This is a genomic window from Thauera phenolivorans, assembly GCF_001696715.1.
Lineage (GTDB): Bacteria > Pseudomonadota > Gammaproteobacteria > Burkholderiales > Rhodocyclaceae > Thauera > Thauera phenolivorans.
The window spans coordinates 34532-48364 of record NZ_MBFM01000003.1; the positions used below are offsets into that span (position 1 = coordinate 34532).

Consider the following 13833-nt stretch of genomic DNA (forward strand, 5'->3'; position numbering starts at 1 on the left):
TGCTTGCTTCGGGCTTCGTGGGCCTTCTTCTGTTCCTGATACTTGAACTTGCCGAAATCCATCAACCTGCATACCGGCGGCGCCGCCATCGGTGCGATTTCGACAAGATCCAGCCCTGCTTCGTCGGCTGCTGCAAGGGCTTCCCTCAGGGACACGATACCGAGCTGCTCACCTTCTTCACCAACCAGCCGGACCTGTGGCGCGCTGATCTCCCCATTTACGCGCTGCTTTTTTTCTTGAGCGATGGTTCAACTCTCCACGAAGACAAAAAATCAGACCGACCCGGCTTTCGCTTCAATCTCGCGACGCCAGCGTTCGATCAACGAATCGAGGGACATTTGGCCAAGATCCTGACCACCCCGGGCACGCACAGCGACCACTCGCGCGGCCTTTTCCTTTTCGCCGATCACGATCTGGTAAGGAAGCTTGTGCACGCTATGTTCGCGAATTTTATAGTTAATCTTCTCGTTGCGCAAATCCGCCTCGACCCGGAAGCCCGCGTGCTTGAGCGCCTTCGCCACCTCGGTCGCGTATTCCGCCTGGCCTTCGGAGATGTTCATCACCACCGCATGCACCGGCGCCAGCCACAACGGCATCGCGCCGGCGTAGTGCTCGATGAGAATGCCGGTGAAGCGCTCGAGCGAGCCGAACAGGGCACGGTGCAGCATCACCGGGCGCTTGCGGCTGTTGTCCTCGGCGACGTAGTCGATGTCGAACCGCTCCGGCAGGCTCATGTCGACCTGCAGGGTGCCGCACTGCCAGTCCCGTCCGATGGTGTCGCGCAACACGAACTCGAGCTTCGGCCCGTAGAAGGCGCCCTCGCCCGGGAACAGCTCGTAGGCGATGCCCATGTGGTCGAGCGCGGAGGCGAGCGCCCCTTCCAGCTTGTCCCACACCTCGTCTGAACCGATGCGGCTCTCCGGCCGGGTCGACAGCTTGATTCGCACGCTATCGAAGCCGAAATCCTTGTAGATGTCGAGAATCAGCCCGACGACATCCTTGCACTCCTGCTCCATCTGCGCCTCGGTGCAGAAGATGTGGGCGTCGTCCTGAGTGAAGTGGCGCACCCGAAGCAGGCCGTGCAGCGCGCCGGACGGCTCGTAGCGGTGCACCTTGCCGAACTCGGCCATGCGCAGCGGCAGATCGCGATAGCTCTTCAGCCCCTGGGCGAACATCGACACCGCGCCCGGGCAGTTCATCGGCTTGAGGGCGAACACGCGCTCGTCCTCGGTCGTCGTGGTGAACATGTTCTGGCGGTAGTTCTGCCAGTGACCGGAGGTTTCCCACAGCGCGCGGTCCATCACGTCGGGCGTGTTGACCTCGACGTAGCCCGCTTCTTCCTGGCGATCGCGCATGTAGTTGATCAGGGTCTGGAACAGGCGCCAGCCCTTCGGATGCCAGAACACCGAACCGGGCGCCTCGTCCTGGAAGTGGAAGAAGTCGAGCTGCTGGCCGAGCTTGCGGTGGTCTCGCTTCTCGGCCTCCTCGAGCATGTGCAGATAGCCGTCGAGCTCATCCTTCTTCGCCCAGGCGGTGCCATACACGCGCTGGAGCATCTCGTTGTCGGATCGGCCGCGCCAGTATGCACCCGCCAGCTTGGTGAGCTTGAACACCTTGAGCTTGCCGGTCGACGGCACGTGCGGCCCCCGGCACAGGTCGATGAAATCGCCCTGCCGGTACAGCGAGACGTCTTCGTCCGAGGGGATCGAGGCGATGATCTCCGCCTTGTAGTGCTCACCGATCGATTCGAAGAAAGCGACCGCCTTGTCGCGCGGCCACACCTCGCGCTGCACCGGAAGCTCGCGCCGGGCGATCTCCGCCATGCGCTGCTCGATCGCCACCAGGTCTTCCGGGGTGAACGGGCGCTTGTAGGCGAAGTCATAGTAGAAGCCGTTCTCGATCACCGGCCCGATCGTCACCTGGGCGTCGGGGAACAGTTCCTTGACCGCGTGCGCCAGCAAGTGGGCGGTCGAGTGCCGGATGATCTCCAGCCCCTCGGGGGACTTGTCGGTGACGATCGCCAGCTCGGCGTCGCCTTCGATGCTGTGCGACAGATCGACCAGCCGGTCTCCGACGCGACCGGCGAGCGCGGCCTTCGCCAGCCCGGCGCCGATCGAAGTCGCGACCTCGCCGACCGAGACCGGATGTTCGAAGTTGCGGACGGCCCCATCGGGGAGCGTGATGTTGGGCATGTTTCTCTGGCCTCGTGCGGGGGTTGGGCGCAAAACAGCGTAACAGATGAAAACGTGGACGAAAAAAAAGCGCGGTGGCCGCGCTTTTTTCCCTTCAGCAGACAAGCGGAACCGACCAGTTTCAGCTTCCGTACTGAGTGCTAGTTCGGAACATTACGGATCGACTCCAGAAATTTTGGTAGGCGCGATTGGATTCGAACCAACGACCCCCACCATGTCAAGGTGGTGCTCTAACCAACTGAGCTACGCGCCTGCTGCAAGCCACGCATTATAGAGAATGCGTTCCGCTTGTCAAAGATTTTTTACGATCCGGCTTACCCCGGACGCATTCAGCGCCTCACGCGGGTCCAGATGAACAGGATCACGATCGCGCCGATCACCGCGCCGATGAACCCGGCCGCCTCGCCCGCGTGGTACAGGCCGAGCGCTTGTCCCCCGAAGGTGGCCAGCATCGAGCCGGCGATGCCGAGCAGCGCGGTCAGGATCAGGCCGATCTTCTGCTCGCCACGGAAAAGCAGGCGCGCGATGAGGCCCACGATGAGGCCGACGATGATGGTTGCGATGATGGACATGCGGATACTCTCCTTATTATGCGGCGGGTGCCGCGGTTCACTTTTCGGGCCATGCGGCAAGGAATTCCTGCCAGTGTGGCGCATCGATCGCCGCCAGCGCTTCTCGCACCACCTGCTCTTCCGCCGCGAGTCCCGCGGCATCGAGCTGGCCGCGCATGCGCTGGAAACGCAAGTACACGAGATAGGTATTGACGACGTCGGTTTCGCAGTAGTCGCGAATCTCGCCGATCCGGCCGTCCTGGAACGCCTGCCACACCAGCGAGCCGTCCATGCCCACCTTGCCCGGATAGCCGTAAAGCCTCGCCAGCTGGTCGAGCGGCGCATTGGCGCGCGGCTGGTAGAGGGCGAGCAGATCCATGAGATCGAGATGGCGGGAATGGTAGCGACTGATGTAGCCGTTCCACTTGAAGTCGCGTGAATCGGCGTAATCGCCCTCGCCCTGGTCCCAGTAGCGCGGCGCACCGACGCCGTGGAGCATGCCGCGGTAGTGCAGCACGGGCAGGTCGAAGCCGCCGCCGTTCCAAGACACCAGCTGCGGCGTGAAGCGCTCGACGCCGTCGAAGAAGCGCTGGATGATCTGGCCCTCCCCCGTGTCGGGCTCGGACAGCGAGAACACCCGGAACTGGCGGGCGTCGCGCATCGCGCAGGAAATCGTCACCACACGGTGCAGGTGATGCGGGAGGAAATCCGACCCGGACGCCACGCGACGCTGCTGGAAGGCGAACTCGGCGACCTCGTAGTCCGACAGCTCGTCCGGCAGCTCGTTGAGGGCTCGAATGCCCGCGACGTCGGGGATGGTCTCGATGTCGAAGACGATAACCGCCATTACTTCCTCACCCAGCTTCCGCCGCGCTGCACCCACCAGCCCGGCTGCGCGCGATCGATCCAGCGCTGGGCGAAGGTGCGGCGCACGTCCGCCTCCCACTCCGGATGGTCATTGGCGCGGGCGATCTCGCGATAGAGGGCGAGGCGGTCAGCGTTCTCGGCAGCGATCAGGCTGTTGACCTGGCCGCGCTGGGCGAGCGGAACGCTGGAGGCGTCGCGCAGCGCGATCGTGCCGTCGGCCGCCTGCCCCACCGCGCCTGCGGCATACAGCGGCGCGAGCCGCGCGTGGCGCTGTTGCATCGCCCCCTTCAGCGCAGCGATCGCGGGTGAGTCGATCTCGAGGTTACCCTGTGCGGCGAGCGCACTCGAAAACGCGAGCAGGAGCACGGCGATCCAGCGCTTGATGTTCATTGCTTGCTTTCTCCTTCGGCGGCATCGGAGGCCTCAGCGGCGGGACGCGAGGACTCCTGCAGTTGCCAGACTTCCTCGATGATGCGGTCGGCCGCCTTCTCCGCCGCAGCGGCGGGAAAGTAGATATTGATCGTGACGCAGGCCGTAGCCGTCGTCAGCAGGACCGCTGCGAGCGCGAGGCGCATGGGATTGCTCCGGTTGAGCGCACCGTCCGAGCGGCGCGCGAGATCAGCGCACGACTGGCGAGACGTTCTCGGCGAGCACGCGCTGAAGCCGGTCGACGAGCTCCTTCCAGTCGACGCGTCGATTGTAGCCTATGACATCCAGGGCCGGCACGCCGCCGCCGCGGATGATGCGAAACCCACCGTCGGCGAGGTCGCCGTCCTCGATCCCACTCATTTCACATACGGCGCCGCGCAGCACGCAACGCAGGCCGAGCTCGCGGTAACCGAAGGTCTCGAAGAGGCCGAGCAGGCTGCGCTGCAGCGCAGCCATCGCCCCGGCGCCGCCGAGTGCGCTGATGTTCTGCACCGCGCGCTGACTGATCCGCTTGCGATACCTGCCCTCGCTGCTCACGATGCGGGCGTCGAAGGCTTGCGGCCGCCAGTGCGCGAGCTCGAGGCCGAGCACGTCGGCGTCGATGAAGCCGCTGATGCTGCCGAAGCTGAAGGTGTCGGTGAGCTGGGCGAGGTCCAGATGGCGGGCGACGACGTCGGCGCTGAGGTAGGCGCCGACGCCGAACGGCTCGCGCACGCGCAGCCCGCTCGCCCGCAGGTAGCCGTCGAACACCGACACCACCAGCGCGCCGTCGAGCACGATCTCGCCGGGCCGCAAGCGCAAGCCGGGGAGCGAGGCCGACAGCGTGCCCGTCATCGCGGGCAGGCCGAGCGCCTCGCTCACCAAGGGCATCGACAGCGGCTCGACGAAGGCGCTGCCACTGCCGCTCCAGCCCGCTTCCTCGCGGCGCAGCGCGAGGCCCTCGAGCACCACCGCGCCGTCAAGCAGGGGCACGCGCGCCCGTTCGACGTGCGCGCCCGTGCCGGCCAGCGCCACCTCGAGGTCGAACGCACCGAGCGCGAGCTTGCCCCAACGCCCACCCTCTATCTGCAGACGGGCGCGCGTCGCCTCCCCGGCACGCCAGGGCAGATGCCCACTCAGCGGCCCGAAGGCGACTCCGCCGCCCGGGGCGGCGAGGCTGAAACCGGCCTCCACGAACACCGCATCGAGCTCGACGAGGGTGCCATCGACCAGACGCAGTCCGGCGCTCACGCTGCCCGCGAAACGTAGCTGGTCCGCCCGCGCGGGGCTGAGCAGCGGCGCGAGGAAGCGAGGCCCGACGCGGGCAAGATCGGCCCCCGCAAGCGAAAGCGCCGCTTCATCGACATGCGCTCGCGCCAGATCCACGCTCGCGCTCGCCGCCAGACGCTCGACCCCGTCCAGCGTCACGTTCGCCTGGCGCACCTCCAGCCGGTCGCCGCGCAGGCGACCGCTCGCCTCGAGCACCGGCCCTGCCTCGAGATAGAAGGGATCCCAGAAGCTCGCGCCTTCATGCCACCCGAGTGAGGCCGACCAGTCCCACCCGCCACTGCGCGTGTGCGCATCGAGTTCGAGTTCGACACCGAGCGCTTCGCCCGCGCGCAGACCGTCGGCGCTGGAGAAGCCGCCCCCGGTCAGCGTCCCACGCACCCGGATACGCTCCGCACCGCCGCGGTCCAGCCATTCGGCCTCGCCATCGAAATGCCCCTCCGCCTGCCAGTCCGCGAGCGCCGGCAGCCAGCTCGCCAGCGATTGCAGGGACAGACGGGACAGCTTCGCCCGTAGGCTGCCGTCGGTCGCGAGTCGGGCGACGACGCGGCCACCAGCCCCATCCGCAATCACCAGCTGGCCGCGGCGTCCGGCGGTGTCGAGCGTCAGCTCGAGCCTGAAGGGCAGCGGTCGACCGTCGGCACGCAGCCGGCCGCCACGGCATTCGAGCGCCTGCAGCGACATGCGCGCCTGCGGGCAGTCGAGCCGCAGCCTCGACCACCGCTGCCCGGCCAGCCGCAGCGCCGCGATCTCGAGCCGGGCGCGCCCCTCATCCGGTTCATATTCGAAGCGAAGGTCGCGCACTTCGAGCGCAGGATGGCTCACCCGCTCGACGCTCAGCCGCATCGGACCGAAGGCCGACGCCGGGGGCGACGCGATCAGCAGGAGCAGCACAAGGAAGTGGAAGCACCGGACGGACCCGCCCCGCGGGCGGCGCCCGCGTGCAAACGCGCGGCCCGCCGGGTCGCGGGCGGCGACGAGCACCCCGCGCGGACCGAATGAATCAGGCGGGAAAGACGCCGGTGGAGAGATAGCGGTCGCCACGATCGCAGACGATGGTCACGATGACCGCATCCTCGACCTGCGAGGCGATGCGCAAGGCCACATGCAGCGCGCCACCGGACGAAATGCCGGCGAAGATGCCTTCTTCCTGTGCCAGCCGTCGCGTCATCTCCTCCGCTGCAGCCTGACTGACCGGCTCGACGCGGTCGACCCGGGCACGGTCGAAGATACTCGGCAGGTAGGCCTCGGGCCACTTGCGGATGCCGGGGATGGACGAGCCCTCCTCGGGCTCGCAGCCGACGATCGTGATCGCCGGGTTCTGCTCCTTGAGGTAGCGAGACACCCCCATGATCGTGCCGGTCGTGCCCATCGAGCTGACGAAGTGCGTCAGCTTGCCGCCGGTCTGGCGCCAGATCTCGGGGCCGGTCCCCTCGTAGTGGGCGAGCGGATTGTCGGGGTTGGAGAACTGGTCAAGGATGATGCCCTTGCCCTCGTCGCGCATGCGCGCGGCGACATCGCGCGCCATCTCCATTCCTCCCGAAGTCGGCGTGAGCACCAGCTCGGCGCCGAAAGCGCGCATCGTCTGGCGACGCTCGACGCTCTGGTTCTCGGGCATCACCAGGATCATGCGGTAGCCGCGCATCGCCGCGGCCATCGCCAGCGCGATGCCGGTGTTGCCGCTGGTGGCCTCGATCAGGGTGTCGCCCGGCCTGATGTCACCGCGCGCCTCTGCGCGCACGATCATCGACACTGCAGGGCGGTCCTTTACCGAACCGGCCGGATTGTTGCCCTCGAGTTTGGCGAGGATGGTGTTGTTGCGCCCGGCGACGATGCGCTTCAGGCGTACGAGCGGCGTCTGGCCGACGTAGTCTTCGAGGGTCTTGAATTCCATTTGCTGAAAATTTCCCGTGAGCGGCCGCACGCGACGCGCGACCGATGATCACCAGACCCGGCGGGCGCCAGGAGGTTCAGGGCGTGAGATCGAACTCCTCGGTGCGCCGCGGCGGGTAGGTTTCCCAGCCGCCACAGGCGGGACAGCGCCACTGGAACTGGCGCGCCTTGAAACCGCAGGCGCTGCACCGGTAGCGCGCGACCTTGCGGGTGTGCCCGTGGATCAGCTGCTTCACCATCTCGATGTCGCTGCGCAGCTCGGGGGGTGCGCTCAGCACGGCCGCCTCGAGCATCTTTTCGAGGCCGAGCAGGGTGGGATTGCGCCTGAGCTCCTCACGCACCATCGCATAAGCGGCGGGCGGCCCCGCCTTCTCGAGCTCGCGCTGGAAGAGCTCGTCGAGGAGGCCGAGCGAGGCGTGGCTCTCCATCCACGAGCGCAGCAACTGATGCCCCTGATCCACCCGGCCAAGGCGCTCGTAGGCCTCCATCACGCGCTCGGCCACGAGCGAAAGATAGACCGGATCCTGATTTTCGACCCGTTTCCAGGCCTCCAGCGCCGCCTCGTCGCGCCCCTCGGCCTGCAGCAGGTCGCCGAGCAACATGCTCGCCCGCACGCAGCCGCGGTTGATCGCGAAGGCCTCGTCAAGATGGGCACGCACCTCGTCGAAGCGGGAATTGGCAAGCGCACCGGCAGCCAGTTCGCAGTGGAAATTGGCCACCTCCCGGCGCCACATCACGCTCTCGTGGTTCGGCAGGGCGCGCGCGACCTCGATCGCCTTCGCCCAGTCCTTTTCCTGCTGGTAGATCTCGAGCAGGAAGGGCAGCGCCACGTCCTGCGCCCCGCTGTCGCGCAGCTTCAGGAACACTGCCTCGGCGCGGTCGAGCAGACCGGCCTTGAGGAAATCCTCGCCCAGTTCGGCGAGCGCCTGCAGGCGCTGCTCCTGGCTGAGATCCTCGCGGTCAACCAGCAGCTGGTGGATGCGGATCGCACGGTCGGTCTCGCCGCGGCGCCGGAAGAGGCTGCCTAGGGCAAAGTGCAGCTCGATCGTCTGCGGATCGATGCGAACCGCCTCGATGAAGGCGTCGATCGCCTTGTCGGGCTGTTCCTTGAGGAGGAAGTTGAGCCCGTTGAGGTAGGAGCGGGGCAGCGCGCGCGACTCGCGCACCACCTGCCTGATGTCGATGCGCGCGGCGAGCCAGCCGAGCGCGAAGAAAAGTGGCAGCGCGAGGAGCCACCAGAACTCGATTTCCATCTGTGACCCGGCCGCGCTCAGGGCTGCGGCGGAGGCGTATCGACCACCACCACCGGCTTTTCGCGCTCTGCACGCTCGAGTTGCCGCCGCAGGCGGGAGATCTCGCGGCGCTGACCGAAGAGCGAGCCGAAGGTCGCGCTCACGCCGAGCAGCGCGCCCGCAGCGAAGCTGATCACGATGATGAAGACGAGCGGCAATTGCCACTCGGCGCCGAAGAAGAAGCGCAGGTTGGCGAGATGGTCGTTCTTCACCGCAAAGCCGAACAGCAGGAAGAAGAGGACGAGGCGGATGATCCAGATGACTGTGCGCATGTCGCGCATTATCCCCGAGGCCGAGACAAAAAAGAAGGCGGCCAAAGCCGCCTTCCGTACTGCTCAACCTGCCGATTGCCGCACGGTCACTGAACGATGTCCACCCGCTCGCGCAGTTCCTTGCCGGCCTTGAAGTGCGGCACGTACTTTTCGGGTACGTGCACCTTCTCGCCGGATTTCGGATTGCGCCCCACGCGAGGCGGACGGTAATTCAGCGCAAAGCTTCCAAACCCGCGGATTTCGATGCGATCACCGCGCACGAGGGCGTCGGTCATCGCATCGAGGATCATCTTGACCGCGTAATCGGCGTCCTTTGCGACCAGTTGCGGAAAACGCTCCGCCAGCTGGGCGATCAGCTCCGATTTGGTCATGACCGGTCAGATCACTTGTTCTGCTCGTTCAGCTTTGCCTTCAGCAGCGCGCCGAGGTTGGTCGTGCCCGAAGCAGCGGAGCTCTCCGAGGCCAGCTTCTGCATCGCTTCGCTCTGTTCGACCTGATCCTTGGCGCGAATCGACAGGCTGATCGAACGGGTCTTGCGATCGACGTTGATGATCAGGGCCTCGACTTCGTCGCCGACCTTGAACATCGTGGTCAGGTCGTCCACCCGGTGGGCGGCGGCCTCGGAAGCACGCAAGTAGCCTTCGGCACCGTCCGGCAGCGCAACCACCGCGCCGCGCGCTTCGACCGACTTCACCGTGCCGCGCACGAGGGTGTTCTTCTCGTGGGTGGCGATGAAGCTGGTGTAGGGATCACCCTCGAGCTGCTTGATGCCAAGCGAGATACGCTCGCGCTCGACGTCGATCGCCAGCACCACGGCCTCGACCTCGTCACCCTTCTTGAAGCGGCGCACGGCATCCTCGCCCGACTCGCTCCACGACAGGTCGGACAGGTGCACCAGGCCGTCGATACCGCCTTCCAGGCCGATGAACACACCGAAGTCGGTGATCGACTTGATCTGACCGCGGACCTTGTCGCCCTTCTTGTGGTTGATCGCGAAATCGTCCCACGGGTTGGACATGCACTGCTTCATGCCGAGCGAGATACGGCGACGGTCTTCGTCGATCTCGAGGATCATGACTTCGACTTCGTCGCCGAGCTGGACGACCTTGGTCGGATGGATGTTCTTGTTGGTCCAGTCCATCTCGGACACGTGGACCAGGCCCTCGATGCCCTGCTCGACCTCGACGAAGGCGCCGTAGTCGGTGATGTTGGTGACCTTGCCAAACAGTCGGGTGCCCTGCGGGTAGCGGCGCGAGATGCCGACCCACGGATCTTCGCCCAGCTGCTTGAGGCCCAGGGAAACGCGGTTCTTTTCCTGGTCGAACTTGAGCACCTTGGCTTCGATCTCGTCACCGACGTTGAGCACTTCGCTCGGGTGACGGACGCGGCGCCAGGCCAGATCGGTGATGTGCAGCAGGCCGTCGATGCCACCGAGGTCGACGAACGCACCGTAGTCGGTGATGTTCTTGACGATACCCTTGATGACGGTGCCTTCCCTGAGGGTGGAGAGCAGCTTTTCGCGCTCTTCGCCCATCGACTCTTCGAGCACAGCACGACGCGAGACGACGACGTTGTTGCGCTTGCGGTCAAGCTTGATGACCTTGAACTCGAATTCCTTGCCCTCGTAGGGGGTGGTGTCCTTGACCGGACGCATGTCGACCAGCGAGCCGGGCAGGAAGGCGCGGATGCTGTTGGTCATCACGGTCAGGCCGCCCTTGACGCGGCCGGTGATCACGCCCTTGACGAGCGAGCCTTCGTTGAGCGCCTTCTCGAGGTCGTTCCAGGCGGAGATGCGCTTGGCTTTGTCGCGCGACAGGCGGGTCTCGCCGAAGCCGTCTTCGAGGGCGTCGATGGCGACGTGGACGAAGTCGCCGACTTCGACTTCGAGTTCGCCACGGTCATTGCGAAACTCTTCGACCGGAACATAGCTTTCGGACTTCAGGCCGGCATTGACGACGACGAAGTTCTGGTCGATGCGCACCACTTCGGCGGTGATGACTTCGCCGGTACGCATTTCTTGCAGGGCAAGGCTTTCCTCGAAAAGATCGGCAAAGCTTTCTTCGAAGGAAACGGGGGTGTCAGTGGTCATAGATTGGAAGAAACCCGGAACCGCCTCGCGGCGGCATGGAAAGTAGGTTTTAAATTCACACCCCCGGAGCCTGTGCCCCACGGATGCGCGGTTTAGCCGGTCTTCAGCCTCTGATCTCGAGACCCCGTTCGCGGGCGAGATCAAGGACAAAAGCCACGGCTTGCGCGACCCCCATGGAAGTGGTGTCGAGCAGGACCGCGTCCGGCAATTGCTGCAACGGGGCCACGGTGCGGGCCGCGTCACGCGCATCCCGCTCCCGAAGATCCTGCAGCAAGTCAATCATACTAGCAGCCAACCCCTTTTCGATCAACTGCTTATAGCGACGTTCCGCACGCGCCTCGGCCGACGCCGTGAGGAAGATCTTGAGCGCCGAATCGGGGAAGATCACCGAGCCCATGTCCCGCCCTTCGGCAACGAGGCCAGGCGCGGCGCGGTAATCGCGCTGGCGGTCGAACAGCGCCGCCCGCACCGCCGGCAGCACTGCCACCTTCGAGGCACCCGCTGAACAGGCCTCGCTGCGGATCGCGTCGCCGACATCCTCGCCGTCGAGCAGGATGCGCCCACCCTCGAAGCGCGCGGGCAAGCAGGCGGCCAGCGCAGCGAGCCGCGGTTCGTCGCCGAGCGCGATGCCCGCCCGCGTCGCCGCATGCGCGACCAGCCGGTAGAGCGAGCCACTGTCGAGGTGGTGCCAGCCGAGCGCGGCCGCCACCTCGGCGGCGACGGTGCCCTTTCCCGAAGCCGACGGACCGTCGATCGCGATCACCGGGACCGGCCTCACCACCTGGGCGAAGGCGCGAAAGTAGCCCGGAAAGGTCTTGTTGACGCACTTCGGGTCGTTGATCCGCACCCGGCAGCCACCCAGGCTCACCAGCGAGAAGCACATCGCCATGCGGTGATCGTCGTAGGTGTCGATGGCGGCCGGGCACAGGCGCGGCGGCGGCGTGACCCGCAGGTAGTCCGCCCCCTCCTCCACCTCTGCGCCGACCTTGCGCAGCTCGGTCGCCATCGCCGCGATGCGATCCGTCTCCTTCACCCGCCAGCTCGCGATGTTGCGCAGCCGGCACGGGCCGTCGGCGAACAGCGCCGCCACCGCGAGCGTCATCGCCGCATCGGGAATGTGGTTGAGGTCGAGATCGAAGGCCTTCAACCGGCCCTCCGCAGGCGCCCGAGCCTCGATCCAGTTGTCGCCCATCGCGACCCGGGCACCGAGCTGCGCGAGCGCCTCCGCGAAGCGCACGTCGCCCTGGATGCTGTTCACGCCCACCCCTTCGACCCGCACCGGACCGCCGCCGATCGCGCCGGCGGCGAGAAAGTAGGACGCGGACGAGGCATCGCCCTCGACGAAGACGGTGCCCGGACTGCGGTAGCGCACTCCGCCCGGGACGACGAAGCGCGACCAGTCCTCGCGCTCGACGCGCACGCCGAAGCGTGCCATCAATTCGAGGGTGATCGCGATGTAGGGCCTTGAGATCAGCTCGCCGACGACCTCGACCGTGGTCTCGACCCCGCTCAGCGGCAGCGCCATCAGCAGCGCGGTAAGGAACTGGCTGGAGACGTCGCCGCGCACCCGCACCACGCCGCCCGCGCGCAGGCTCGCCGGACGCACCAGCAGCGGCGGATAGCCTTCGTTGCCGAGGCAGCTGATGTCGGCGCCAAGCTGGCGCAGGGCGTCGACCAGGTCGCCGATCGGCCGCTCGTGCATGCGCGGCACCCCGGACAGTCGGTACTCGCCCGCTGACAGCGCGAGCGCCGCGGTCAGCGGCCGGAAGGCGGTCCCGGCGTTGCCGAGGAAGAGCTCGGCACGCTTGACCGGGAAAGGTCCGCCGACGCCGCGCACGCGATAGCGATTGGCTTCCTCCGCGCCGGACCACTCGATGCCGAGCGCGCTGAGCGCCTCGAGCATGCGCTCGACGTCGTCGGACGCGAGCAGGTCGCGGATGTCGGTTTCGCCTTCCGCCAGCGCGGCCAGCAGCAGCACACGGTTGGAGATGCTCTTCGAGCCCGGCAGGCGGACGCTGCCCGCGGCGCCGAGCATCGGCGGCAGATCGAGAAATTCCATCATCGCCTCGCGCAGGGAATCATTCACCGGAATGAGAGTTGATCGGCAGGCCCTCGCCCCATGCCACGCGCGCGCGCCGGGCGAAGTCGAACACCTGCTCGAGCCCGCCGCCATCGCCCGCCTCGAGCAGGTCGCGAAGACGGCCGAGCTCGACCACGTACTGGTCGAGTTCACCGAGCAGGGCCACCCGGTTGGCGAGGCAGATATCGCGCCACATCTCCGGATGGCTGGCGGCAATGCGGGTGAAGTCGCGGAAACCGCCGGCGGCGTGCGAGAAGAGCAGCTCGGCGTTCGGGCGACGGGCGAGGTCCTCGACCAAACCGAAGGCGAGCAAGTGCGGCAGATGGCTGACCGCGGCGAAGACCTGATCGTGCTCGGGCGGCGACATGTCGACCACGGTCGCGCCGCAGGCCGCCCACGCCGCCCTGACCCGTTCTACCGCATCGGGGGCATTGGCGCACAAGGGCGTCAGCACCACCTTTCGCCCATCGTAAAGCTCGGCGAAGGCGGCCTCCGGCCCACTCTTCTCGGCGCCGGCGATCGGATGCGCCGGCACGACGTTGGCGAGGTGGGCGCCGAGCCGGCGTTCGATCGCCGCGACCACATCGCGCTTGGTGCTGCCGGCGTCGGTGACCAGGGTGCCGGGACGCAGATGGGGCGCCATCGCCGCCATGATCGGGTCCATCTGGCCGACCGGCGCGGCGAGCAGGACCATGTCCGCGTCGACCAGCGCCTCGGCCCAGTCGGACGCGATCCCGTCGATGATGCCAAGCCCACGCGCGCACTCGAGCGTGGCACGACTGCGCCCGATCCCGACCACACTGCCAACCACGCCGGCGCGCTTGAGCGCCAGCGCGAAGGAGCCGCCGATGAGGCCGACGCCGCAGACGACGAGTTTGCCGATCGCTGCCATCCGCTCCGCG

The 13833-nt window shown here is 66.7% G+C and carries 14 protein-coding genes and 1 tRNA gene; all 15 read right to left on the reverse strand.

Annotation, left to right across the window (positions count from 1 at the left end):
* The coding region (gene infC / locus BB334_RS17510) for a translation initiation factor IF-3 (protein ID WP_083200370.1) at positions 1 to 245 on the reverse strand (245 nt) is incomplete at its 3' end.
* Positions 246 to 272: 27 nt separating this feature from the next.
* Positions 273 to 2192, reverse strand: a complete 1920-nt coding sequence (thrS, locus tag BB334_RS07010; RefSeq protein ID WP_068806364.1) for a threonine--tRNA ligase — start codon at positions 2190 to 2192, stop codon at positions 273 to 275.
* Between the two features lie 176 nt (positions 2193 to 2368).
* Positions 2369 to 2445: transfer RNA gene (locus BB334_RS07015), tRNA-Val, on the reverse strand.
* A 76-nt stretch (positions 2446 to 2521) separates the two neighbouring features.
* A complete protein-coding gene (locus BB334_RS07020; protein ID WP_068806367.1) occupies positions 2522 to 2764 on the reverse strand; it encodes a GlsB/YeaQ/YmgE family stress response membrane protein in 243 nt (80 codons plus the stop codon).
* A gap of 37 nt (positions 2765 to 2801) precedes the next feature.
* Positions 2802 to 3590 carry a 3'-5' exonuclease gene (locus tag BB334_RS07025; RefSeq protein WP_068806370.1) on the reverse strand — a complete coding sequence of 263 codons (789 nt, stop codon included), beginning with the start codon at positions 3588 to 3590 and terminating at the stop codon, positions 2802 to 2804.
* Positions 3590 to 4000 (reverse strand): YdbL family protein, encoded by a 411-nt coding sequence (locus BB334_RS07030; RefSeq protein WP_068806373.1) that lies wholly within the window; start codon positions 3998 to 4000, stop codon positions 3590 to 3592. The genes BB334_RS07025 and BB334_RS07030 overlap by 1 nt, the downstream gene beginning before the upstream one ends.
* Positions 3997 to 4185 (reverse strand): hypothetical protein, encoded by a 189-nt coding sequence (locus tag BB334_RS07035; RefSeq protein ID WP_068806376.1) that lies wholly within the window; start codon positions 4183 to 4185, stop codon positions 3997 to 3999. Before BB334_RS07035 ends, BB334_RS07030 begins: the two co-directional genes overlap by 4 nt.
* 43 nt (positions 4186 to 4228) lie before the next feature.
* On the reverse strand, positions 4229 to 6151 hold the full coding sequence (locus BB334_RS07040) for a translocation/assembly module TamB domain-containing protein (RefSeq protein ID WP_158014375.1): 1923 nt from the start codon (positions 6149 to 6151) through the stop codon (positions 4229 to 4231).
* Positions 6152 to 6308: 157 nt separating this feature from the next.
* Positions 6309 to 7199, reverse strand: a complete 891-nt coding sequence (gene cysM / locus BB334_RS07045; RefSeq protein WP_068806383.1) for a cysteine synthase CysM — start codon at positions 7197 to 7199, stop codon at positions 6309 to 6311.
* 76 nt (positions 7200 to 7275) lie between these two features.
* Complete coding sequence (lapB, locus tag BB334_RS07050; protein WP_068806385.1) at positions 7276 to 8451, reverse strand: lipopolysaccharide assembly protein LapB; 1176 nt, start codon at positions 8449 to 8451, stop codon at positions 7276 to 7278.
* A gap of 17 nt (positions 8452 to 8468) precedes the next feature.
* Complete coding sequence (locus BB334_RS07055) at positions 8469 to 8762, reverse strand: LapA family protein (RefSeq protein ID WP_068807889.1); 294 nt, start codon at positions 8760 to 8762, stop codon at positions 8469 to 8471.
* Positions 8763 to 8848: 86 nt separating this feature from the next.
* Positions 8849 to 9133, reverse strand: a complete 285-nt coding sequence (locus tag BB334_RS07060; protein WP_068806389.1) for an integration host factor subunit beta — start codon at positions 9131 to 9133, stop codon at positions 8849 to 8851.
* Positions 9134 to 9144: 11 nt separating this feature from the next.
* Positions 9145 to 10851, reverse strand: coding sequence for a 30S ribosomal protein S1 (rpsA, locus tag BB334_RS07065; protein ID WP_068806392.1), 1707 nt, complete (start codon positions 10849 to 10851; stop codon positions 9145 to 9147).
* Between the two features lie 103 nt (positions 10852 to 10954).
* A complete protein-coding gene (locus BB334_RS07070) occupies positions 10955 to 12910 on the reverse strand; it encodes a bifunctional 3-phosphoshikimate 1-carboxyvinyltransferase/cytidylate kinase (protein ID WP_068806395.1) in 1956 nt (651 codons plus the stop codon).
* 19 nt (positions 12911 to 12929) lie between these two features.
* The gene (locus tag BB334_RS07075; protein WP_068806398.1) at positions 12930 to 13823 is read right to left on the reverse strand and encodes a prephenate dehydrogenase; all 894 of its coding nucleotides are present in this window, start codon (positions 13821 to 13823) and stop codon (positions 12930 to 12932) included.
* Between the last annotated feature and the right edge of the window lie 10 nt (positions 13824 to 13833).